General features: G+C 62.0%; 22 protein-coding genes. 7 read left to right on the plus strand and 15 right to left on the minus strand.

What is annotated here, in order from left to right; genetic code table 11:
• Positions 1-245: 245 nt before the first annotated feature.
• On the minus strand, positions 246-1,226 hold the full coding sequence (locus tag AB7813_RS13285; protein ID WP_089265493.1) for a magnesium transporter CorA family protein: 981 nt from the start codon (positions 1,224-1,226) through the stop codon (positions 246-248).
• A 443-nt stretch (positions 1,227-1,669) separates the two neighbouring features.
• Here AB7813_RS13285 and AB7813_RS13290 point away from each other — a divergent pair, with 443 nt between their 5' ends.
• Positions 1,670-2,356: a L,D-transpeptidase gene (locus tag AB7813_RS13290; RefSeq protein ID WP_068734945.1), complete on the plus strand. Its 687-nt coding sequence runs from the start codon at positions 1,670-1,672 to the stop codon at positions 2,354-2,356.
• Between the two features lie 275 nt (positions 2,357-2,631).
• Here AB7813_RS13290 and AB7813_RS13295 read toward each other — a convergent pair whose 3' ends face one another.
• Positions 2,632-3,711, minus strand: a complete 1,080-nt coding sequence (locus AB7813_RS13295; protein WP_441228162.1) for an extensin-like domain-containing protein — start codon at positions 3,709-3,711, stop codon at positions 2,632-2,634.
• An 88-nt stretch (positions 3,712-3,799) separates the two neighbouring features.
• On the opposite strand from AB7813_RS13295, the gene AB7813_RS13300 reads away from it, so the two are divergent.
• Positions 3,800-5,428 (plus strand): fatty-acid--CoA ligase, encoded by a 1,629-nt coding sequence (locus AB7813_RS13300; RefSeq protein WP_439084190.1) that lies wholly within the window; start codon positions 3,800-3,802, stop codon positions 5,426-5,428.
• 89 nt (positions 5,429-5,517) lie between these two features.
• Complete coding sequence (locus AB7813_RS13305) at positions 5,518-5,868, plus strand: endonuclease domain-containing protein (RefSeq protein ID WP_120293285.1); 351 nt, start codon at positions 5,518-5,520, stop codon at positions 5,866-5,868.
• A 130-nt stretch (positions 5,869-5,998) separates the two neighbouring features.
• Here the strand turns inward: AB7813_RS13305 and AB7813_RS13310 are convergent, their stop codons facing one another.
• The gene (locus AB7813_RS13310) at positions 5,999-6,454 is read right to left on the minus strand and encodes a GatB/YqeY domain-containing protein (RefSeq protein ID WP_439064686.1); all 456 of its coding nucleotides are present in this window, start codon (positions 6,452-6,454) and stop codon (positions 5,999-6,001) included.
• 142 nt (positions 6,455-6,596) lie between these two features.
• Positions 6,597-8,222, minus strand: a complete 1,626-nt coding sequence (locus AB7813_RS13315) for a glycosyltransferase family 39 protein (RefSeq protein ID WP_439084189.1) — start codon at positions 8,220-8,222, stop codon at positions 6,597-6,599.
• Between the two features lie 309 nt (positions 8,223-8,531).
• Here AB7813_RS13315 and carA point away from each other — a divergent pair, with 309 nt between their 5' ends.
• The gene (gene carA, locus AB7813_RS13320) at positions 8,532-9,722 is read left to right on the plus strand and encodes a glutamine-hydrolyzing carbamoyl-phosphate synthase small subunit (protein ID WP_439059556.1); all 1,191 of its coding nucleotides are present in this window, start codon (positions 8,532-8,534) and stop codon (positions 9,720-9,722) included.
• Positions 9,723-9,906: 184 nt separating this feature from the next.
• Positions 9,907-10,401 (plus strand): PaaI family thioesterase, encoded by a 495-nt coding sequence (locus AB7813_RS13325; RefSeq protein WP_439084188.1) that lies wholly within the window; start codon positions 9,907-9,909, stop codon positions 10,399-10,401.
• A gap of 38 nt (positions 10,402-10,439) precedes the next feature.
• Here the strand turns inward: AB7813_RS13325 and soxA are convergent, their stop codons facing one another.
• From soxA to AB7813_RS13365, 8 genes are read right to left on the minus strand one after another with little or no spacing between them, the layout of a single operon-like run.
• Complete coding sequence (soxA, locus tag AB7813_RS13330) at positions 10,440-11,219, minus strand: sulfur oxidation c-type cytochrome SoxA (protein WP_439064689.1); 780 nt, start codon at positions 11,217-11,219, stop codon at positions 10,440-10,442.
• Complete coding sequence (gene soxZ, locus AB7813_RS13335; RefSeq protein WP_439064690.1) at positions 11,216-11,536, minus strand: thiosulfate oxidation carrier complex protein SoxZ; 321 nt, start codon at positions 11,534-11,536, stop codon at positions 11,216-11,218. The genes soxA and soxZ overlap by 4 nt, the downstream gene beginning before the upstream one ends.
• The gene (locus AB7813_RS13340; RefSeq protein WP_439064691.1) at positions 11,536-12,012 is read right to left on the minus strand and encodes a SoxY-related AACIE arm protein; all 477 of its coding nucleotides are present in this window, start codon (positions 12,010-12,012) and stop codon (positions 11,536-11,538) included. Before AB7813_RS13340 ends, soxZ begins: the two co-directional genes overlap by 1 nt.
• A 12-nt stretch (positions 12,013-12,024) precedes the next feature.
• A complete protein-coding gene (gene soxX, locus AB7813_RS13345; protein ID WP_439064692.1) occupies positions 12,025-12,489 on the minus strand; it encodes a sulfur oxidation c-type cytochrome SoxX in 465 nt (154 codons plus the stop codon).
• Positions 12,482-13,762 carry an FCSD flavin-binding domain-containing protein gene (locus AB7813_RS13350; protein ID WP_439064693.1) on the minus strand — a complete coding sequence of 427 codons (1,281 nt, stop codon included), beginning with the start codon at positions 13,760-13,762 and terminating at the stop codon, positions 12,482-12,484. The genes soxX and AB7813_RS13350 overlap by 8 nt, the downstream gene beginning before the upstream one ends.
• A 1-nt stretch (position 13,763) precedes the next feature.
• Positions 13,764-14,051 carry a cytochrome C gene (locus AB7813_RS13355; protein WP_120293318.1) on the minus strand — a complete coding sequence of 96 codons (288 nt, stop codon included), beginning with the start codon at positions 14,049-14,051 and terminating at the stop codon, positions 13,764-13,766.
• A gap of 43 nt (positions 14,052-14,094) precedes the next feature.
• On the minus strand, positions 14,095-16,269 hold the full coding sequence (locus AB7813_RS13360) for a molybdopterin cofactor-binding domain-containing protein (protein ID WP_439064694.1): 2,175 nt from the start codon (positions 16,267-16,269) through the stop codon (positions 14,095-14,097).
• 11 nt (positions 16,270-16,280) lie between these two features.
• On the minus strand, positions 16,281-16,730 hold the full coding sequence (locus AB7813_RS13365; protein WP_093756882.1) for a (2Fe-2S)-binding protein: 450 nt from the start codon (positions 16,728-16,730) through the stop codon (positions 16,281-16,283).
• Positions 16,731-17,106: 376 nt separating this feature from the next.
• Between AB7813_RS13365 and AB7813_RS13370 the strand changes: the two genes are divergently transcribed.
• On the plus strand, positions 17,107-18,606 hold the full coding sequence (locus AB7813_RS13370) for a helicase HerA domain-containing protein (RefSeq protein ID WP_439064695.1): 1,500 nt from the start codon (positions 17,107-17,109) through the stop codon (positions 18,604-18,606).
• Between the two features lie 6 nt (positions 18,607-18,612).
• On the opposite strand, the gene AB7813_RS13375 is transcribed toward AB7813_RS13370, so the two are convergent.
• Positions 18,613-20,052 carry a helix-turn-helix domain-containing protein gene (locus AB7813_RS13375; RefSeq protein WP_439064696.1) on the minus strand — a complete coding sequence of 480 codons (1,440 nt, stop codon included), beginning with the start codon at positions 20,050-20,052 and terminating at the stop codon, positions 18,613-18,615.
• A 146-nt stretch (positions 20,053-20,198) separates the two neighbouring features.
• Between AB7813_RS13375 and AB7813_RS13380 the strand changes: the two genes are divergently transcribed.
• On the plus strand, positions 20,199-21,836 hold the full coding sequence (locus tag AB7813_RS13380) for an isocitrate lyase (protein ID WP_068734918.1): 1,638 nt from the start codon (positions 20,199-20,201) through the stop codon (positions 21,834-21,836).
• Between the two features lie 127 nt (positions 21,837-21,963).
• Here the strand turns inward: AB7813_RS13380 and AB7813_RS13385 are convergent, their stop codons facing one another.
• Positions 21,964-22,251, minus strand: a complete 288-nt coding sequence (locus AB7813_RS13385) for a YciI family protein (protein ID WP_439064697.1) — start codon at positions 22,249-22,251, stop codon at positions 21,964-21,966.
• A 65-nt stretch (positions 22,252-22,316) separates the two neighbouring features.
• Positions 22,317-23,288, minus strand: a complete 972-nt coding sequence (locus AB7813_RS13390) for a sugar ABC transporter substrate-binding protein (protein ID WP_120293316.1) — start codon at positions 23,286-23,288, stop codon at positions 22,317-22,319.
• Positions 23,289-23,293 lie beyond the last annotated feature (5 nt).

Here is a 23,293-nt window from a genome sequence, read left to right on the forward strand (position 1 = left end):
TCATGAAGCGCCCCTCGCGAACCGGATGAGCGGAGGATAATCCTTATAGGCATATTGTCAAGAGGTGCAGGAAAAATGTTTGGGCGCTGCTATCCCTCATTTGTCATTCCGGGGCGCGCCCTTGCGCGAACCCGGAATCCATAACCACGATCGAACTTATGGATTCCGGGCCTGCACCCCACCGGCTTCGCCGGCGTGACGCATCCCGGAATGACAAATGAGAGGTTAGTGCCGCCCTACGTGCCCTACAGCCACTTCTTCCACTTGAAGAACATATAAGGCAGCACGGCGGCGAACAGCATCATGATCAGCGCCATGGGGTAACCGACATCCCATTGCAGTTCCGGCATCGCCTTGAAATTCATGCCATAGACCGAGGCGATCAGGGTCGGCGGCATCAGCACGACGGCCATGACCGAGAACAGCTTGATGATGTTGTTCTGTTCGAGATTGACGACACCGAGCATCGCATCGAGCGTGAAGGTGATCTTGTTCGACAGATAGGAGGCGTGATCGGTCAGCGAGACCACGTCGCGCTGCATGGTCTTGAGCTGCGCGCGCATGTCCTTCGACCACTTCACGCCTTCCGCCTCGGCGGTGATGAAGGTGACGACGCGGCCGATCGAGACGAGGCTTTCACGCACTTTCGAGGTCAGGTCGCCCTTGCGGCCAATGGTGATCAGGATTTCCGAATAGCGCTTGGCATGGCCGGTCCGCAGCGACTCATCCGGCTCGAAGATGTCGTGGCTGACCTGATCGACGTCGGCGCCGACGCGCTCGAGAATGTCGGCGCAGCGATCGATCACGGCGTCGAGCAGTTCGAGCAGAATGGTTTCACCATTGGCGCCGGGCGGCGCGTTGCGGCCAAGCTTCAGTTCGACGGACGCGAACGGACGCGGTGTGTCGTAGCGCACCGTCACCAGCCGTTGCCGGGTGAGGATGAAAGTTACCGCCGTGATCCGCGGCGACTCCGTGTCGGAGCCGCACATCAAGCTCGCGGTCATGTAGCGGGCGCCGTTCTCGATATAGAGACGGCTGGAGATTTCGATCTCCTGCATGTCTTCGCGGGTCGGAATTTCCACCCCCGCCAGTTTCTCCACCGCCTTGTCTTCGGCCGGCGACGGCTTCACCATGTCGATCCACACCGCATTGTCCGGCAACGCTTCGAGATCGGTCGGCTCGGATTTTCTCAAGGCGTGGTCGGCAGGGGTGAAGACAGCGAGCATGGCAACTCCGGGACATTGAAAAGGCGGAACACTGCAATACGGACGATCCGGACAGAATCGGCAGGGGCGACCGACCATGACCTATGCGGATGCAGCCGTCATGACAGCCTTTGTGCGGCGCGCCAACCCCACCCGAACCCGGGGAATTTTTCCCGCAAGATCGCGCGTTCCATGGTCTCGATCTGACAAAATTGTCACGCGCGCATCACGGCTTCGCGAGGCGTTGCGGTTCTGCACAGGATTCGGCCGGAGGGTCGAAAATTCTGCGGCAAATATGACACAGGTTGTGCGCTGCATGATGCGCAGCGCATCTAACCGCTGGAATTGCAGCGGATTTCAGCGATAGTAGCTTTAACGGAATCGTGGCGTTCGCAGGCTATTTTGGGTGCGTTTCCTTGCACCAGCCTGTCTGAATTCGGACCTCACGCAATTGGAACAATGACATGTCGCCGCTCAAGATTAAGCTTGGTTTGATTGTCGCCGCCGGCCTGATGCTGTCGGGCTGCATGCAGACCGCCACGCAATTCCAGGCCGCTCCGGAAGCCAGCCTCAAGCCGAATGACAAGGCACAGCTCGCCAAGGCACGTTACGCCAAGGTTGCCGTCGCCGAGCCGTTCCGCCGCGCCATCGTCGACTTCCACCGCAAGGAAGCGCCGGGCTCGATCGTGGTCGATTCCGACAACCACTATCTCTATTTCGTCCAGGACGGCGGCAAGGCGATCCGCTATGGCGTGACCGTCGGCGAAGAAGCGCTGGCCTTCTCGGGCGTCGCGCGCGTCGGCAACATGGCCGAATGGCCGAAGTGGACCCCGACCAAGGACATTCACGCCCGCATCGAAGGCCTGCCGGCCCAGGTGCCCGGCGGCGTCGATAATCCGCTCGGTGCCCGCGCCCTCTATCTCTATCAGGGCAACAAGGACACGCTGTTCCGCATTCACGGCACCAATCAGCCGGAATATATCGGCGCCTCGATCTCGTCGGGCTGCATCCGCATGACCAACGAAGACGTCATCGACCTCTATAGCCGCGTCAAGCCCGGCGCTGTGGTCGTCGTGCTCGAGCCGAAGGCCGGCGACTCGCCGTATAATTCGAAGCTGGCCCTGCAGGGCGGCGGCGGAACGCCATACTGAGCTGAGGTTTTATGAGATTGGAAAAAGCGCCGGTTGATCCGGCGCTTTTTTTGTTGATGGGTGGGATGGTTGGGTGCTCAGCATTCACCTCAAACACCGATGTCATCCCCGCGAAGGCGGGGATCCATACACTCCGAAGAACTTTTGAAGCGCTGTAGATGCGGCAATGCCGTCGCCTCAACCACGCCAACCGTGGTTATGGATCCCCGCCTTCGCGGGGATGACAGCTGAGAGGCGATTGCAACCTCACGCCTGCTCTCCCACTCCTTTTCAAATCACCGCAAAAAGCTGAATGGCGATGGCGGCGCAGCGCGACGCTTCTTCGGCTTGGGTTTTGGCTTCGGCTTGGGCTGTTCTTGTGGAGGCGCGGCTTCTGCTTCGGGCTCCGGTTCGGGCTCCGTCGCAGCCGGTCGAGCCGCCGCAGGCTCTGCAGGCTTCGCCTCCCCCGGTTTGCCTTCCGCCACTTCGCGCGGCGGCGCCTCATCCGGACGTAGCGCCGGCATCAGCGGCGCGATGCGCGGCCACTCGTCCCAGACCTCCCATTGGCAGATCCGGTAGTTGCCGCGCCGCTCGGCGATATCGAGATGGATATGATCCTCGTGGTAGCCGTCGGAGCCCGGCCCCAGCACGGTGGTGAACCGCGTACAGACCGAATGCAGCACGGCCTCGCGCTGCTCGCGCGGCGTGTTGCGCTCGGTCAGTGCGATCGAGCGGCCATTGGCGAGTTTCAGCCCGCGCACATCCAGCGCATTGGCGCGGCCATGCTCTGACAGTTTCGCCCCGACGACACGGTTGCGACCACGGCAATCGAAGGAGGCGAAATTATCGAGTTCAAGAAGCTTGGTGCCGAGGTTGGTCGCGAGCGGTGCCATGTCGGCGCGGATCCATTCGGCCACCGCCGTTGCCATGGCGCAGCGCATCGTTCCCGCCGGTTTCAGCGGCACGCGCGTCCTGTCCGGCAGCACAACCGCTTCCAGCCGCACCATGTCGGGTCCGCCGCAGGCGCCCGGCCCCTTGATGTCGGGAATACTCGGCGCAACAGCGATGGCATCGGTGAGCGCCAAGCGGCAGGCTGAAGGCGGCGGCGGCTCCGGCGGACGCGCTTCGGCAGCAGGCTTCTCAGGCTCAGCGGGTTGCTCCGATCTCGCAGGCTCCTCACCGGGATTTTGCGCCGGCTCGATCGCCGGCGCTTCTGCCGGGCGGGGCTTTGGCAGCGGCACACGCGATGTCGTCAGATAGGCCTGCGCCGGCGCGGCAACCAGCAGCAACGCCAGAACCACCCCAATTGTCCTTTGGTCGCAGCCGGATAGGCCAAAAGTCCATTTCCGGGCCGCTTTCCCCGCGCTAAACTTCATGCCAAGACCTAAAGCAAGAACAGGGTCGAAGTTCCCCGGCAACGATCGGGGAGCCGGCACGCCAATCACAAGACGGAGGAACGATCAAATGCGTGGCTTGATGCAAGACTGGCCTTTGCTGTGTCATCGGATCATCGATCATGCGGCCCAAGTCCACGGCGAGCGCGAGGTCGTGACCAGATCAGTCGAAGGTCCCATCCACCGCACCAATTACGCCGAAATTCGTACCCGTGCCCTGAAGGTCGCACAGCGTCTCGACCGCGAGGGCATCAAGATGAGCGACCGCGTCGCCACCATCGCGTGGAACACGTGGCGGCACCTGGAAACGTGGTACGGCATCATGGGCATCGGCGCCATCTGCCACACCGTCAATCCACGTCTATTCCCGGATCAGATCGCGTGGATCATCAACCATGCGCAAGATCGCATCGTGATGACCGACCTCACCTTCGTCCCGATCCTCGAGAAACTCGCCGACCAGCTGCCGTCAGTAGAGCGCTACATCATCTACACCGACAAGGCACACATGCCGCAGACCACGCTGAAAAACGCCGTGGCCTATGAGGACTGGATCGCTGAGGTCGACGGCAACTTCAAATGGAAAGAGTTCGACGAGAACACCGCAGCGGCGATGTGCTACACATCGGGAACAACAGGCGATCCGAAGGGCGTGCTGTATTCTCACCGCTCCAACGTGATGCACGCGCTGATGGCCAATACCGGTGACTCGCTCGGCGCCAATGCCGCCGACACTATGCTGCCGGTGGTCCCGCTGTTCCATGCCAATAGCTGGGGCATCGCGTTTTCCGCGCCGTCGATGGGCACCAAGCTCGTACTGCCGGGCGCCAAGATGGACGGCGCTTCGATCTACGAATTGCTCTCCACCGAGAGGGTGACGCATACCGCGGGCGTGCCGACGGTATGGCTGATGCTGCTCAACTACATGTCGCAGAACAATCTGAAACTGCCCGACCTGCGCATGGTGGTATGCGGCGGATCGGCGATGCCGCGCTCGATGATCAAGGCGTTCGTCGATATGGGCATCGGTGCACGTCATGCCTGGGGCATGACCGAAATGAGCCCGATCGGCACGCTGGCCGCGTTGAAGCCGCCGTTCGACCAGCTCGAAGGCGACGAGCGGCTGGATATCCTGCAGACCCAGGGCTATCCGCCGTTCGGCGTCCAGATGAAGATCACCGACGACGCCGGCAAGAACCTGCCCTGGGACGGCAAGACCTTCGGCCGTCTCAAGGTGCGCGGCCCCTCGGTCTCGGCCGCCTACTATCGCGTCGATGCCAACATTCTCGATGAGGACGGCTATTTCGACACCGGCGACGTCGCCACCATCGACCAGTACGGCTATATGCGGATCACCGACCGCTCCAAGGACGTCATCAAGTCCGGCGGCGAATGGATCTCGTCGATCGATCTGGAGAACCTTGCCGTCGGTCATCCGCAGGTGGCGGAAGCCGCCGTCATCGGCGTCTATCATCCGAAGTGGGACGAGCGCCCGCTGCTGATCGTCCAACTCAAGCAGGACCAGACCGCCACGCGCGAGGACATCCTGAAATATATGGATGGCAAGATCGCCAAGTGGTGGATGCCGGATGACGTCGTGTTCGTCGATGCTATCCCGCACACGGCCACTGGCAAGATCCTGAAGACCGCGCTGCGCGATCAGTTCAAGACGTATAGCCTGCCGACGGCGGCGGCGTAGCTGACAAGAGCGACAGCGTTCCTAACCTCTCCCCGCCCTTCGCGGGGAGAGGTCGACCGGCGAAGCCGGTCGGGTGAGGGGCATGGCACATGCGTGGCCACATTCGCATCACCAACAGATCGCGCGAATTACGCGCCAACTCCACCGACGCCGAAACGAAACTGTGGAATCGTCTGCGCAACAGGCAGATTGCCGGCTGCAAATTCATTCGCCAAGAGCCGATCGGGCGATATATCTGCGACTTCGTTTGTCGGGAGAAGATGATCGTTATCGAGGTCGATGGCGGGCAGCATCTGGAGTCGCAACGGGACGCCATGCGCGATCGATATCTGCGCGAGCAAGGTTATTGCGTGCTTCGCTTCTGGAACAACGATGTGCTGTCAAATATCGAAGGCGTGCTGTCGCTCATCGATGAGGAATTGCGCAAGACCTCGGATTGATCCGAACCGATAGACTGCGTGCGTTGAAGCAGCGTGCTTGGCCCCTCACCCGCGCGCCAGGTGCGCGCGACCTCTCCCCGCCTAGCGAAGCTTCGCTTCGCACGGGAGCGGGGAGAGGTTAAAGAGAGCCTCAGCCGTTGAGCGCAGCCTTGACCAGACCGCTGGCCTTGCCGAAGTCCATCTGGCCGGCATATTTCGCTTTCAGCGCGGCGATCACCTTGCCCATGTCTTTCATGCCGGCCGCACCCGTCGCTGCGATCTCGGCTGCGATGGCGGACTTGGTCTCGTCCTCCGACATCTGCTGCGGCAGATAGGCGGAGATGATCGCGATTTCCTCGCGCTCCTGGGCCGCGAGTTCGGCGCGGCCGCCCTTGTCATAGAGCTCGACGGATTCCTGGCGCTGCTTGATCATCTTCTGCAGTAGGCTCAGCAGATCGCCGTCCGACAGCGGCGGCTTGCTCTGGCCGCGCGCCTCGATATCGGCATTCTTGATGGTCGAATTGACCATGCGCAGCGTCGAAAGCTTGCGCTCGTCCTTGGCCCGCATGGCGTCCTTGACGGCGTTGTTGATATCATCGCGCAGCATCTGCGTCTCCTCTTGCGGCCGCCAATCGCAGCGCCGGAACTCGGTTGGCCCCGATCTAAGCGTTTTAAGGGGTATGCACAACTGCACCCGCCAATTCTCGGGGACGTCGCCCGGAGCTGTTGCCCGAACCTACTGCCCAAACCTATTGCCGATGGCTGGAGCTGAAATCCTCCACGCCTGCGGACAGCGGCCCGGGCGCATTGGCCCCAGCGACGTACGGCAGAACCATCAACGCCGATATGGTGGCCGGAATACCGGCCTGGCCCCATAGCCGGGGCTGAACCTCGAAATCAAACCTGACGTGCCGCGGCTCGAGCATCGCAACCTTGCCCATCCACATCAGGCAATCGCTATCTGTCGCAAAGCACATCGAAGCCCACCCCTTCTGCAGCGTCGTCGCGCGCGGCATGCCCCAAGTGTACTGGAACTGGAACGGGCGGCTGTAGACGGGATGGTCAGGGCTGTAAAAGGCCGTCGCGAATGCCAGCCCGTCGTCGCCACTGATCCGTGGTATCGGCCGGCCTGTCATCTGATGCCACCGGTCAGTCAGCTCTTGAGCGGCCAGCCGATAGTAAGTCCGCTCGTTAGGATTGATGCTGTTGCGGTAAATCGCATGGATCGGAGCAGCCACAACGGTTGCGATGATGGCGATGCCGGCGACGAACACCACCATATTGACCACATACAGGCGTTCGAGCGTGAAGCGGGCGCCGCAGACGATCAGAACGGCAGGCAGGAACAAGCCCTGGAGCGCCCATAGCGAAGGCATGTCGGTGCCAAGCGTGACGGTGGTCACGAGCGGCAGTAGCACCGTGCCGATAAACACCCAGAACAGCAGCAGCAACCCTGGACCCATCGCGCGGAAATCGGCCGAAAAGTACTTCAGGCGCAGCTCGGCCGATAAAACCCAGACAATAGCCGGCAGCGCCAGCGTCGCCGCGAGACCGAGCAAAAACATGCTGGCTTCGATGAGTGACTGACCAAAGTCGATGCCGCCGTGAACCTGTATGGCATAGGCGAACGGCGCAGCACCGGTCGTCACCAGCCAATGGATGTGCGGCCCAAGGGCAATGAGCCCGGCAAGTGTCGAGACCCACGGTGCCCAGGACCTGAAATAGACCGCCCGCTGCGGATGCACGATCGCTGCCAGCGCGAAGCTGGCGATCAGGAAGATCGAATAATATTTGCCGAGCATCGCCAGCGCGGACAGGACGCCGGCGGCGGCAGCCCAGCCGATAGCGCGCGTTTCAAAGGAGCGCAAAAAGCAATAGGTCGCTAGCGGCCAGACCGCGAGCAGCACTGTGTTCGCGTTGAAGCGCTGGGCATGGAATTGATAGGCCGGAAGCAGCATCAGCAGCAGCAGCACGACGGCTCGCGAATCGCCGCGCACGAAGCGGCGCGCAATCAGATCGACAGCCCAGAGCGCCACCGCGGCATTGGTCATCGACAGCAACTGGAACGACCAGTCGGTCAGCGGGAAAACCAGCGTCCACAGCCGCGCGACCCAGCCCATCAAGGGCGGATGTTTGGGATTCCCCCATGCGAATTCGCGCCCAAGCGTCCAGGTTTCCAGCGCATCCGCATGTAGATCGCCGCTCTGATAGGCGATCACCAGAAACAGCAGCCAGATTCCCGCGAAGCCGACGATCAGCACAGGAATCGTCCAGCCCTTCTCGATCCCATCGAGGAAGGTCAGAAAAGGCCTGCGCCATCGCGCAGGCGCGACGGCCGAGCGCGCGGCCATCTTGGCGAAATAGTCCAACTGCACTGAAATATCCGGAAATACGGGAAGTCGTAGCTTGCTACCGGCGAAAGTGAGTTCCGGCAAGCATCCGTAATTATAATTAGTTGATTTTACATCTCATTCTGCAAATTACGCGCTATCGGCGTGCAGGTTTCGCCGGACAACCGGAACACCACAATTCTGCCGGATAAGATATTATTCCTTAACGCAGCTCTGTCCGGGCCCGTTGATCGGGCAAAGCGCCGATTGCTAACCCCGCAGGCCATGGTTGACGTGTGAATCCGGCCTTTCCGGCTTTGACGGCGGCGGATGCGCGGACTATGTAGTCCCCTCATGACCCCCTCAGAAACATCTTCAGCCTGGCCGGACCACAAACCGACCGCGCTCCTCGTGCTCGCCGATGGCACCGTGCTGGAGGGCTTCGGCCTCGGCGCGGAAGGCCAGGCCGTGGGCGAAGTCTGCTTCAACACGGCGATGACCGGTTATGAGGAAATCCTCACCGATCCATCCTATGCCGGGCAGCTGATCACCTTCACCTTCCCGCATATCGGCAATGTCGGCACCAACGACGAGGATATCGAGACGGTGAACATGGCGGCGACGCCAGGCGCCCGCGGCGTGATCCTGCGCTCGGCGATCACCGACCCGTCGAATTACCGCTCTTCCCGGCATCTCGACGCCTGGCTGAAGGCGCGCGGCATCATCGGCATTTCCGGCATCGACACCCGCGCCCTGACCGCGCTGATCCGCAACAAGGGCATGCCCAATGCGGTGCTTGTGCATGCGAAGGACGGCCAATTCGACCTGCATGGCCTGAAGGAAGAAGCGCGCGAATGGCCGGGTCTCGAAGGCATGGACCTGGTGCCGATGGTGACGTCGGCCCAGCGCTTCACGTGGGACGAGACTCCCTGGGAATGGGAAAAGGGTTTCGGTCGCCAGACCAACCCTGAATTCAACGTCGTCGCCATCGATTACGGCATCAAGCGCAACATTCTGCGCCTGCTGGCCGGCGAAGGCTGCAAGGTCACAGTCGTTCCAGCCACGACTTCGGCCGAAGAGATCATGGCGCTGAAGCCGGACGGTGTGTTCCTGTCGAATGGCCCAGGCGATCCCGCCGAGACCGGCAAATATGCCGTGCCTGTCATCAAGCAGGTGATCGATTCCGGCGTGCCCACATTTGGCATCTGCCTCGGTCACCAGATGCTCGGCCTAGCGGTGGGCGCCAAGACCAAGAAGATGCATCAGGGCCATCACGGCGCCAATCATCCGGTCAAGGACGAGACCACCGGCAAGGTGGAAATCACCTCGATGAACCACGGCTTCGCGGTGGATGAAGCAACGCTGCCGAAGGGCGCGACGCAGACCCATATCTCGCTGTTCGACGGATCCAATTGCGGCATCCAGCTCGACGGCAAGCCGGTATTCTCGGTGCAGTATCACCCGGAGGCTTCCCCCGGTCCGCGCGACTCGCATTATTTGTTCAAGCGGTTCGCGGATCTGATGCGGGCGAACAAGGCGTCGTAGCTCTCTTTATCGATAGAATTCAGACGTCATGGCCGGGCTTGTCCCGGCCATCTACGTTTTAGGGCTGCGAAGGCGTGGATGCCCGGGTCAAGCCCGGGCATGACGTGGAAGGGCTTGCGGCAAGCGCTAGCATCCGCACCTGCAGCTTTGTATGATGATCGTCATCAAAAATAAAGGAAGCGCCATGACCGACGCCCCCACGCCCCGCTACGACGTCGTGCCCACCAGCCTGATGGCCTCGATGCCCGGGCTCGATTTCGTGCGCAAGATCTTCTCCGGCGAGTTGCCGCAACCGCCGATCATGGAGAATGTCGAGCCGTTCGACTCGACCGCAGAACCCGGTGTTGTCGTGTTTCACAGCGTCCCCGGCTTCCGCCACTACAATCCGATCGGCTCGGTACATGGCGGCTACGCGGCGATCCTGCTGGATTCGGCGATGGGCCTCGCCGTGCACACCATGTTGCCTGTCGGCACCGGCTACACCACGCTGGAATTCAAGATCAGCTTCATTCGCGGCATGAGCAAGGATTCTGGCGCCGTGCGCACCGAAGGCAAGACGCTGAATGTCGGCCGCCGCGCCGCCACCGCCGAAGCGCGCATCACGGATTCCAAGGACCGGCTCATCGCCCATGCCACCACGACGTGTCTGGTGTTCGAGATACCGAAGGAAACGACCTGACCTGCAGCCCGCGGGCACGTACACAGACATTCGAAGCGTCACGGCCTGACAGCGGGAGTTTCGCTTGCCATGCCCCGCGCGCGCGACATCAGGTAGAGCTCAAGCTCGACCATCTCAGGCGCGTCGGCGCTGTAGGGTTGAGCGCGCACGCCGATCATGCAATTGCGCAGGCGGCGCTTGAGAGAGCCAAGCCCCTGCCACTCCAGCCGATAGACGGGATAGCCCGTTGGATGGGCCTGCGTGATCGCGGAGCCGGCGAGACGTTTGTCCCAGTTGTCGTCGTGACAGTTCGTGCATGCCAGATTCAACTGCCCCTGACGCCGCATGAAGGCATCGCGGCCTTTGTCGATGAATGCCTGCAGACGTGAATCGGCGCCCGTCTCGATCGGCATCCCCTGTGACTGCCGGCCGATCAGTGCGGTCAGCGCCAGCAGATCGCGGCTTTCATCGGCGAGCGGCGGCAATTGCTGATGATCGACACGGCAGAGATTGACGCGCTGTTCGAGATCGACCGGGCGATTGAGCTTGTCGTCGAATGCCGGGTACCGCACGGCGACGCCGCGCATGCTGCTGGCATCACCGTGGCAATCCGCGCAAGCACGGCCGGCAACGGGCTTTCGGATCCACAGCGCCTCGCCATCCAGCACCCCCAGCATGCCGGGATTGGCCGTGGCGTCGTTCTGCATGGCCTGGGTTTCGACGGACATGAAACTGGCACCGGAGCGTCGCTCGCCCGGCGCGATCTCCGCCGCCTCGATGAGCGACGTGAAGGCGACGGCTGCCAGCAACGACAGGCTGATATTTCGCAGTCGCCTCATGTGACCGTGATGCTGGCCGACGCGGTTTCCTGAAATCCGTTGTCGCCGATCCACTGGAATTCGAATTTTCCGCTCTCCGTGGCGACCGTAAAGAAGGAGATGAAGGGATTGGCGGAGAACGCAGGAAACAGATCGGCCCGGAACACTTCATCGCCATTATAGCGGCAGGTGAAATTGGTGATGATGTTGCGCGGGATAACCTCGCCGGTCACGGTATGGCGAAAGCCGGTCTCCATGATGTGGGACATCAGCGTCTTGATCTCGATGATATCGCCACGCCTGGCCGTAGACGGAACGTTGATCAGCGCGGACGCCATCAGGTGGCCTCCTCGGTACATGCTGCGAGCGTGACAACGACATCGGCGGTCGCCGACCAGAACGAACCATCGGAGAGTTTCGCGATGGCCGTCAGTGTCTGCGTATCGGCGAGCCGGATGCGCGTCGATATCTGCGCACGGCCTGCACGTGGGGAGATATAGAAATTACCGACATTGGGCTGCGGGTTCTTCTCGTTGAAGATATGGATGCTGACCACGTGATCCGCATCACTCATCGGGCTCGTCACCGTGACGGTGAGCGGCACCGTGTTGCCGTTCTCGACCAGCGGCGGAACGTCGAGCTTCACTTTGCCGGGGCGCACGGCGGCGCCGTTGACGATATCGCGGATGGCCGCCTTCATGGTGTCCGGCGTCGCATGGGCCGGGCCGATATGCACGAGTGACACCGCGCCAAGCGCAGCGCCACCGGCCGTCGCCAGAAACTGGCGGCGTGTCGATCGATCGAGCTCAGCCATGGATTGCTTTCGTCATGATGGGTTCTGCAGCGTTGTCAGGTAAGCGACGACGTCCTCGATCTGTTGCGCCGACAGGATCGGCCTGCCGACCCATGCCTCCCCGACACGCTGTAACCCATCTGCACGATAATAGGACGGCATGATGGTCGCGGCATTGAGGCGTGAGGCATCCACCAGCCGCAGCCGCAACTGGCCTTCCGACCAGCGGCTGCCGGTGCCGGCAAGGCTTGGCGCAAGATCGCCCTGGAATCTCTGTTCGGTAAATGGCCCGCTGTGGCAGAGCAGGCACGTATATGTGCGGTTGACGACGATCGCCCTGCCCGCCGACGCGTCGCCGACCGCGCCCGCCAGGGGCAGCGGAATCGCATCGCCAATCACCGCATAAGGGACAAGTTCACTCGCACAAACCGGAGCAGTCAGCAGCAGTGTCGCCACGCTCGCCGACAACAGTGTCGATGCGCGGCGGCGACTAACCAAAGACCTCTGCTCCGATCGTCTCGAACCAGGACCGTGCATAGATCGCTTCGCCGGCCCGGACATCACGCGGCGCATCCAGCGGACTCGTACCGCCCGCGCCTTCGATATCCGCAAACAGGCCATTGCGGGGCTGGTAGACGCCGGCGATGGAAATGCCGTAGTCGGGCGCGACCAGACTGTAGCAAGTGTTGATCAGCTTCGGCGACGTCGGCGTCGCCCCCGCCAGCAACGCCACGATCGCGCCGGCACAGGTCTTCGCCTGCGCATTCGCCGAGAATGCGGATTTGGGCATGGCGCCGGCAATGCAGGCATCGCCGATCACATGGATGTTCGGCACCTGTGTGGACTCGAGGCTGACGGGATTGATCGGACACCAGCCGGATTTATCGGTGACGCCGGCAATCTCCGCGATGCGTCCGGCGCGCTGCGGTGGAATGACATTGGCCACCTGAACGTGATGTGTCGCGAAATCGGTCACCAGCGTATTGGTCGCCGGATCGACCGACGTGACCTTGCCGCCCTGCGACAGCGCGACCCATTCGATCAATCCCGGATACAGCTCCTGCCATGCAGCCTGAAACAGCCGCTGTTTCGAGAACGCGTCTTTCGAGTCGAGAATGATCAGCTTCGACCGCGGCTTTCGGGTCTTGAGGTAGTGCGCGATCAGGCTCGCGCGCTCATAGGGGCCCGGAGGACACCTAAAGGGGTTGGCGGGAACGACGATGGCAACCACGCCGCCATCGTCCATCGCTTCCAACTGGCGTCGCAGCAGCAGCGTCTGCTCACCGGCCTTCCAGGCATGCGGCATGCGCGATGCTGCAGCTTCGTCATAGCCCGGCAGCGCATCGAAGCGCAGATCGATTCCGGGAGACAGAACCAGCCGGTCGTAGCGCAACGTCGATCCATCGGCGAGACCGATCGTGCGCGCCTGCGGGTCGATCGTCTGCACCATTTGCACGACGACTTTGATGCCGGCGGCAGCGGTTTTCTCGTAGGTGAATTGCTGGGCCTCGATGGCGCGGTCACCGGCAATGACCTCGTTGCTAAACGGGCACGCGACATATTGGCGATCGGCCGTCACCAGCGTGACATCCAGCGACGGATCGAGCTGCCGAAGCGCGCGGGCGCAACTGGCGCCACCGAAGCCGCCGCCGATCACGACGACCCGCGCAGGCGATTGCGCCAGGCTTGGCGATGCCAGCGCAAGGGATGCCGTCGCGGCAGCGGCAGTGCGAAGAAACTCCCGTCGTGAGGTATGATTTTTGTGGGTCATGCTATTTCTGCGTTGCCAGCCAGGCCGCAATCGACCCGATTTCGTCTTCGGAGAAGCCCTTGGCGATCCGCGTCATCACTGTGGCCGGCATCGACCCATTGCGAAAGGCCAGCAATGTGGAGCGCGTCGCATCGGCATCGCGCCCATAGATGTTCGGGATGGCCTGCGATGTCGCCGCATGGCAGCCGGAGCACGAGGCCGCTCCAGGCGGCGGCGCCGATGCCGCCCGGACCGGCGCCGCCGAGGTGACGATCAGCCCGATCGCAAGTGAGGTACGCAACGTCTTCATGAGTGAAATCCAGTGATGGGCAGCAAGCATGGCGACGCGTCAGTTACGCAAAGATGATGTCGTGATTCTTCAGCGGCACGGAACGGATGCGCTTGCCGGTCGCGGCAAAATAGGCATTCAGCACGGCCGGCGCCGCAACGCAGATCGTCGGCTCACCGACGCCGCCCCAGAAGCCGCCTGATGGCATCAGGATTGATTCGACCTTCGGCATCTCTTTCATGGTCATCGACTGATAGGTGTCGAAGTTCTCCTGCTCGATGCGACCACCCTTCACGGTGCATTCGCCATAGAACAGCGCCGACAGGCCATAGACGAACGAGCCGGCGATCTGGCGATCGATCTGCCAGGGATTCACCGCATAACCGGGATCTGTGGCGGCTACGATGCGATGGATCTTGATCTTGTTGCCGCCCGTCACCGAAATTTCCGTCGCGGCCGCGACATAGCTGCCGAAGCCCATGTGCTGGCAGATGCCGCGGAACACGCCTTGCGGCGCCGGCGTCGTCCAGCCGATCCTCTCCGCAACCGCATTGAGCACCGCGAGATGCTTCGGATGCTTGGTCATCAGCTTGCGGCGGAATTCGAGCGGATCCTGACCGACCGAATGCGCGAGCTCGTCCATGAAGCCTTCGAGATAGATCGCATTCTGGTTGACGTTGACGCCGCGCCAGAAGCCCGGCGGCACATGCGGGTTGCGCATGGAATGGTCGATCAGCAAATTCGGAACGGTGTAGCCGATCGCTGCTTCGCCGCTGGCATTCAGCCCCTGGAAAGTGACGGGATCCATCCCGTTCTGCATTCCCTCGGGACGCACGCTGGCCAGGATCGACTGGCCTGAGATCCGCATGTGCAAACCGATCAGATTGTTATCGGCATCGAAGGCGCCGACCAGCTTGCTTTGCGTAATGGGGTGATAGCGGCCGTGCAGCATGTCCTCTTCGCGCGACCACATCAGCTTGATCGGCGTGCCGGGCATCTGCTTGGCGATGGCCACCGCCTGACGGACGTAATCGGTCATGCCGCGCCGACCGAAGCCGCCGCCCGGCATGATCTTGTAGACCTCGCATTTGTCGCTTGGCAGACCTGACGCTTCGACAGCGGCCGCAAACACGGCTTCGCCGTTCTGCGTGCCGGTCCAGACCTCGCACTTCTCTGGCGTATAGAGCACCGTCGCGTTCATCGGCTCCATGGTGGCGTGGTTCTGATAGGGATAGGCGTAGACCGCTTCCACCGTCTTCGCAGCACCCGCAAACGCTGCTTTGACATCGCCAGCCTTGTTGCCGACAAAAGCGGGCTGCGCAGCGTCCAGGCCTTCCTGCAGCCACTTGGCGATGGACTCGCTGGACACGCTGGCGTTCTTGCCGTCGTCCCAGACGACCGGCATCGCTTCCAGCGCCGACTTGGCGTGCCACCACGTATCAGCGACCACAGCCACGGCACTCTCGCCGACGCGCACGACCTTCTTGACGCCTTTCATGCCAAGGATCTTGCTGTCGTCGAAGCTCTTCAGCGTGCCGCCGAACACCGGGCAATCCTTGATCGCGGCGTTGAGCATTCCCGGCAGCTTGATATCGGCGCCGTAGATCATCTTGCCGTTGGTCTTCTCGACCGTATCGAGCCGCTTCAGCGGCTTGCCGGCGATGGTCCAGTCTTTGGGATCCTTCAGCTTGACGTCGGCCGGCGGCTGCAGCTTAGCAGCCGCTTCCGCGACCTTGCCGTAAGTGATGGTGCGCCCCGACGGGACGTGGGTGATAACGCCCTTGCTCGTGGCACATTCCGACACGGGCGCGGCCCACTCATTGGCAGCAGCCTGGATCAGCATCAGGCGCGCAGCCGCGCCACCTTTGCGGACGTAATCATGCGAGGTGCGAACACCGCGGCTGCCGCCGGTGGAAAAGTCCCCCCAGACGCGCTTGCGTGCGACACTTTGCCCGGGCGTGGGATATTCCGTCGTCACCCTGGACCAGTCGCATTCGAGTTCTTCTGCGACCAATTGCGCCAGACCCGTGAGCGTTCCCTGCCCCATCTCGGACCGCGCGATACGCACGACAACGGTCTCATCCGGCCGGATCACCACCCAGGCATTGACCTCAGGCGTACCATCGGCCGCATAGACTGCGGTCGGCCCGCCAAAGGGAATACCCAGCGCGAGGCCACTGCCGATAGCAGCAGTTCCCAGGACAAACGAACGGCGATTGAGTTGCGGAGCATGACCCATGACCATCTTCCTCAAGCGCTTGCAGCGGCGTGAATCGCTTCACGGACCTGCTGGAACGTGCCGCAACGGCAGATATTGGTGATGGCGAGGTCGATATCCTCATCGGTCGGCTGCGGCACTGTCTCCAGCAGCGCTGCAACTGCCATGATCATGCCGCTCTGGCAGTAACCACATTGCGGCACATCATGATCGATCCAGGCCTGCTGCACCTTGTGCACGGCCCCCTCGGACGCAAGGCCCTCGATCGTCGTGATCTGCTTTCCGATCGCCTCACTGAGCGCCATGCTGCAGGAACGGACCTGCTGGCCATCGACATGAACGGTGCAGGCGCCGCATTGGGCGACGCCACATCCGTATTTTGTCCCTGTCAGCCCGGCATTTTCGCGGATCGCCCATAGCAACGGCGTGTCCGGTTCTGCATCGATCTCGTAGGTTCGTCCATTGATCGTGAGGCTTGCCATCGCATTTCCCCGGGTCGTGGCGCATATCGCCGTTGCAGCAACCCTCCCCTGAAACTGGAAGAATTCCAAATCAAATGTTTGGTGACTGCGGCGCCCGAAGATTCCAGCGATGTCCCTGCCTTGCGGACGTCACAGTTACGTCACGCGGGATTTTCTGTTTGCTGACGCTCTATCACCGCGGGTCGAACACAATGCGATCATGCAAGGAAGATTGCCATTGGCAAAACCGGGCACCGCCGTGTGCAGAACATCGCCGATTCGCTGTCGCGATTTACTTGGTGAGAGTTGCGCGGAACACGGGATGATAGCCGTGCGCCGCTCGACGCGCTGTGGCCGGGTTGGTAAGCCCTCTCTACAAGGAGACCTGAGTCGAGACATGACCGTTGCGATCGAGATGGGGCATACGACGTCAGGCGCCCCGGCGGCTCTGGACCTTGAGGAACTGCTGGCGACGCGCCTGCTCGTACAGGGCAATTCGGGTTCCGGAAAATCGCATCTGCTGCGCCGGCTGCTCGAACAGAGCGCCCCATGGGTGCAACAAACCATCATCGACCCTGAAGGCGATTTCGTCTCGCTGGCGGAGCGATTCGGTCATCTGGTGATCGATGCCGAGGCGCATACCGAACGCGGGTTGCAGGTCGCCGGCGAGCGCGCGCGCATGCACCGCGTCTCCACAGTGCTCAATCTCGAAGGGCTGGATGCCGAGAATCAAATGCGCCGCGCCGCCGCCTTTCTGGGCGGGCTGTTCGACGCGCCTCGCGACCATTGGTATCCGATGCTCGTGGTGGTGGACGAGGCACAGCTGTTCGCCCCGGCCGTTGCCGGCGAGGTGTCCGACGAAGCCCGCAAGCTATCGCTCGGCGCCATGACCAACCTGATGTGCCGCGGCCGCAAACGTGGCCTTGCCGGCGTCATCGCGACACAGCGACTGGCGAAGCTCGCCAAGAACGTCGCGGCCGAAGCGTCGAATTTCCTGATGGGTCGCACCTTCCTCGATATCGATATGGCACGCGCCGCCGATCTTCTCGGCATGGAGCGACGGCAGGCCGAATCCTTCCGCGACCTCGAGCGCGGCCAGTTCATGGCGCTGGGTCCCGCCCTCTCCCGTCGTCCGCTGGGCCTGCGCATCGGTGTCACCGAAACAAGTCCGCGCAATGCGACCCCACGCCTGATGCCGCTGCCGGAAGCGACACTCGACGACGTCCGCGCCACTATTCTCGCAGCGCCCCCGCCGGAGCCGGCCCGGCCGCAGCGCCGCGCACCGTCATCGCCGGATCTGCTTGGCCAGCTCATGGCGGCGAAGTCCGCAGCGCTGGAAATTCGGCCGGACGTAGCGGAGACGCCGATCAGCGCCGAGGAACTGGCCGAGCGGCGCATGCGCGTCGACCGCGTGTTGCAGGCCTTGATGGCCGAGCCCGATGCAGGCTTCCGGGTGGTTGGCGTGCTCTATCAGGAATTCGTGGTCCGCTGCCGCATCGAGGGTCTCGGTGCCGCCGTGCCGGACCTCGACGACTTTCGCCGCATGCTGACGCGCGCCCGCGCCGGGCTCGGCTCCGACATTACAGAAGATGACGGGTGGCAGGACGTCTCGGTCCGCGCCTCGATCCTGCCTGAAGATATGCAGGGCGTTTTCATGATGATCGCCCGCGCCGCCAAGGAAGGCTGGCCCTGCCCAAGCAATGCCGCGATCGCCCGCGCCTACGGCTCGCATTCGCTGCGCCGTGCACAGCGCCTGCTGAACTATATCGAGGAGCAGGGCCTCATCGTGTGCCAGCTTGATGGCGCCGGTCGGCGCATCGTGACGCTGGTCGAACTGGCGTGGGCTACGGCGCCCGGCGATCCCAATGCCGAGGAAGCTGCGGCCGAGCAGGCCTGAGCCGTTTCAGTCCGCCGAGAAGCCGAACGGAACGTTCAGCGTCCTGAAATCATCGGGCAACAACTCGCGCCCGATCGGAAGCGCCGAACGCGCGGCGCAGCGCGGACGGTGACAGACACGGCATGCGACGCCGATCGGCGTGGGCGCATCGGCGCGCGGCGCCGCCGCGTCGCGCGTATAGATCAACTGGCCCGCATATTCGGCTGCGCAACCGATCGCGATGGCGCGCTCGACACGTTGTGCACCGTAAGCACCACCGCCGGCGGTGACGGTACGGGCAATCGAGAAGAAGCGCTGTCCGTCCGGCAATTCCAGCCACTGTGTAACGATCTGGCGCGGCGTCCGGAAGACATCGTGCACCGACCACAGCGGGCATGCACCGCCATGTTTCGCAAATGGAAAGCCCGCGCCATCGAGCAGCTTGGAAATATTGCCGGCGGGGTCGACGCGGATCAAAAAGAACGGAACCTTTTCCGCGCCCGGCCGCTGCAAGGTCGTGACGCGATGCGCCGTCTGCTCGAAGCTGGCGCCAAATTGGCGCGCCAGCGCTTCGAGATCATAGCGCCGCGTCTCGGCGGCGCGCGCAAAGGCCGCATAGGGCATGATCAATGCCGCAGCGGCGTAACCTGCAAGCGCACGGCGCGCCAGAAGTTCGGCGCTCTTGGTGGTGAACTGGCCGTCTTCGAGCGCGGTGCCGATCTCGTTTTCCATTTCGAGATAGACGAGTTGCTGCGCTAGCTGGAAATTAAGACTGGCGGTGTCGAGCGAGTCCTCAAGTAGTAATTGTTTCCGATGCAGATCCAGTCGTCGCACAGAGCCGAGCATGACGTCTGGCGGTAGATAGCGCACTTGCAGCTTGTGCCGGGTCTTGAGGCGCTCGACAAAGCCGCTCGGGCCTGACGTCGCCTGCACAAGACGCTCGGCCGCGTCATCGAGACCCGCGAAATTGTTCCGGCGTGCGGCGAGAAAACGCCGGACCTCGGCGACGGGATCGTTGGCATCATAGCCCTCGCTACCCGCTTGCAATGCACCGCCCGCGAGCGCCGGCGCGCGTCGGTCCGCCAGCGCGAGTTGCTCCTCGCGATAGGCCGTGTAGAGGCGCAGAAAAGCCTCGGCCATGCCGGGATAGCTCACCGCGAGATCGCTGATTTCGAGCGCAGGGATATCGATGTCCGAGAACATCGGCTCTTTCAGGATCGACTGCATCCGCGCCGTATTGTCGGCACCGCCATCGCCGGCGAGATCGGCGAGATCGATCGTGTAGGTGCGCGCCAGCCGAAGCAGCATGTCGGCCGTCATCGGCCGCTGGTTGCGCTCCAGCAAAGCGACATAAGGGGCCGAAATTTCCAGATCGGCCGCCATATCAGCCTGGGTCAGGCCCAGATCGCGCCGAAGCCGCCGGATTCGCGGCCCCATGAACACCGAACGACCTGCCGAGGCGGCCATCGCACACTCCAATACCTTGTAACTACTTTACAGCCTTACGTCTTCAATTTGTAAAGTATGACAAGTTATCTGCGTTCCGTCTAGCGGCTGGCGATCCCGCGCTTACAACCAAGGACAGGTTTTCGTCAGCCAAAGGAATCGAGAAAATGAACTTCCAGCCACGCGGGATCAGCAACCAGACCATCCTCGGCACAGGCTCCTATCGGAGCGAAGTCGAGGCGGCGTCGGCGCTGCTCAAGACCAAGGACACCTGGAACGGCGTGACCGCCGAGGCCGTCGCACGCATGCGCCTGCAGAACCGCTTCAAGACCGGTCTCGACGTTGCACGCTACACGGCATCGCTGATGCGTGCCGACATGGCCGCCTATGATGCAGACACCACCAAGTACACCCAGTCGCTCGGCTGCTGGCACGGCTTTATCGCGCAGCAGAAGCTGATCTCGGTCAAGAAGCATTTCGGCACCACCGACCGCACCTACCTGTATCTCTCGGGCTGGATGATCGCGGCGCTGCGCTCGGAATTCGGCCCGCTGCCGGATCAGTCGATGCACGAGAAGACTTCGGTCCCGGCTCTGATCGAGGAGCTCTACACCTTCCTTCGTCAGGCTGACTCGCGCGAGCTCAACGACATCTTCCGCAGCCTCGACGCCGCTCGCAAGGCTGGCGACAAGGCAAAGGAAGAAGAACTGATCAACAAGATCGACAACTTCCAGACCCACGTCGTTCCCGTCATCGCCGATATCGATGCCGGCTTCGGCAACGCTGAAGCGACCTATCTGCTCGCCAAGAAGATGATCGAAGCCGGCGCCTGTGCGCTGCAGATCGAGAACCAGGTCTCGGACGAGAAGCAGTGCGGCCATCAGGACGGCAAGGTCACCGTGCCGCACGAGGTCTTCCTCGCGAAGATCCGCGCCTGCCGTCACGCCTTCCTCGAAATGGGCGTCGAAGACGGCATCATCGTCACCCGCACCGACTCGCTCGGCGCTGGCCTGACGCAGCAGATCGCTGTCAGCCACAAGCCCGGTGACCTCGGCGACCAGTACAACAGCTTCCTGGATTGCGAAGAAATCGATGCTTCAAAGATCGGCAACGGCGACGTCGTCATTACGCGTAATGGAAAGCTGATGCGCCCGAAGCGTCTTGCCAGCAACCTGTACCAGTTCCGCGAAGGCACCGGTCAGGACCGCTGCGTCCTCGACTGCATCACCTCGCTACAGAACGGTGCCGACCTTTTGTGGATCGAAACCGAGAAGCCGAACATCGAGCAGATCGCCAAGATGGTCGATCGCGTTCGTGAGGTGATCCCGAATGCGAAGCTGGCCTACAACAACTCGCCGTCGTTCAACTGGACGCTCAACTTCCGTTGGCAGGTCTATGACGCGATGAAGGAAGCCGGCAAGGATGTCAGCAAGTACAACCGTGCCGAACTGATGAAGGTGGAGTACGACAGCACGCCGCTGGCTGTCGAAGCCGACGAGCTCATCCGGACGTTCCAGGCTGATTCAGCCAAGCGCGCCGGCATCTTCCATCACCTGATCACGCTGCCGACCTATCACACGGCTGCGCTGTCGACCGACAACCTCGCCAAGGAGTATTTCGGCGAACAGGGCATGCTGGGCTACGTGAAGAACGTCCAACGCGCGGAAATCCGTCAAGGCATCGCCTGCGCGAAGCATCAGAACATGGCTGGTTCGGACATCGGCGACGAGCACAAGGAATACTTCGCCGGTGAAGCAGCCCTGAAGGCGGGCGGCGCGCACAACACGATGAACCAGTTCGGCTAATCGTTACGGTTCAGCTCATCGTAAAACCAGCCCGGGGTCCCATCAGTCCCCGGGCTGATGTCGTTGTCGGTGTTCAAATGCCGAACGACTGCCTCACCGACAGGCAAGGCGCCGGCCTCCATTCCGGTTATCCCTGTCGGCGCAGGAAGCCGGTAATCGTGACGGTCTGCCAGATGCCGGCGGCAAAGAACGGATCGGCGTGATGAAATTTCTCAACCGCCGCGCGATCAGCGGCCTTGACGAGAAACAGACTGCCAATCATGGTCTGGCCGTCATCGGCTGTCAGCGGACCGGACATGACGATCGTCACGTCATAGGTCGAGGTGTCGGACAAAAAGGCCTTGTGAGCCTCGTAGTGAGACAAGCGCTTGTCGAGCGCGCCGACATGATCGACGGCATGGATGGCAAACAGCATAAGTAGCTCCTGAAAAGCAGAAGACGGCCGCCGACCTGCGGCGACCGTCCTGATGGCAACAGATGTTATTTGGTGCCGAGCTTCGCAGCCTCGTCCCAGCTCGGGCAGGTCCGCGATTCCAGCGGCACATCGTAGGGCTGATAGTTCTCCTTGCCAATCACCGTGGGCTTGAGAACGATCTCGGTGATCACCGGCTCGTTACGTAGCGAGCGAATGGCGATCATCATGCCGAGGCATCCCTGCATGAAGCCATTGTAGTCGCCGCTCGCCAGCAACTTCCCGCTCTTGATCGCGTCGATCGCCTCCTTGGTGCCATTGACGCCGATGACCTGGGCCTTGCGATTGGCACCGTCGAGCGCCTCGATCGCGCCGATCGCCATTGCGTCGTTGGCGGCCAATACGCCGTCGATCTGGGTATTCGATTGCATGAGATTCTCCATGACCTGGAGCGCCTGCAGCCGCTGATAATTGCCCGGCTGCGACGCAAGCAGCTTGGCCCCCGGGTTTTCCTTCAAGGCATCGTTGAAGCCGCGGACGCGGTCGATGCTCGTCAAGGATCCTTTGACGCCCTCAATGATCACGAAGTTGCCCTTGCCGCCCAGCGTCTTCAGCAGATAGCGCCCGGTCTCCAGACCCAGACTGTAGTCATCGGCGCCGACAAAGGCGACAAACTTGCCACCGGCGGAACGATCGGTCACGTTGACCACCGGGATCTTTGCGTCATTGATTTTCTCGACACCGGGGACCATCGCCTTGTAGTCGACCGGGATGAAGACGATCGCCGACGGCTTCTTCACCACCACGTCCTCAATCTGGCTGAGCTGCTCCGGGATGCTGTCCGGCTTGGTCGGGATATAATGCAGCGTCTTTGCCTTCATCGCCTTGGCGGCTGCGTCGGACCCAACTCGTACTGTCTGGAAGTACGGATTGGTCTGGTTTTTTGTAAACACCGCGATCGTCTCGCCGTCGGCGAACGCGTGGGATGAGAGTGATGTCGTCAGAAGCAGTGCAGCAAGCGCGCCATAGGCTTTCTTCATATTCG

Source organism: Tardiphaga sp. 20_F10_N6_6 (assembly GCF_052076045.1).
Lineage (GTDB): Bacteria > Pseudomonadota > Alphaproteobacteria > Rhizobiales > Xanthobacteraceae > Tardiphaga > Tardiphaga robiniae.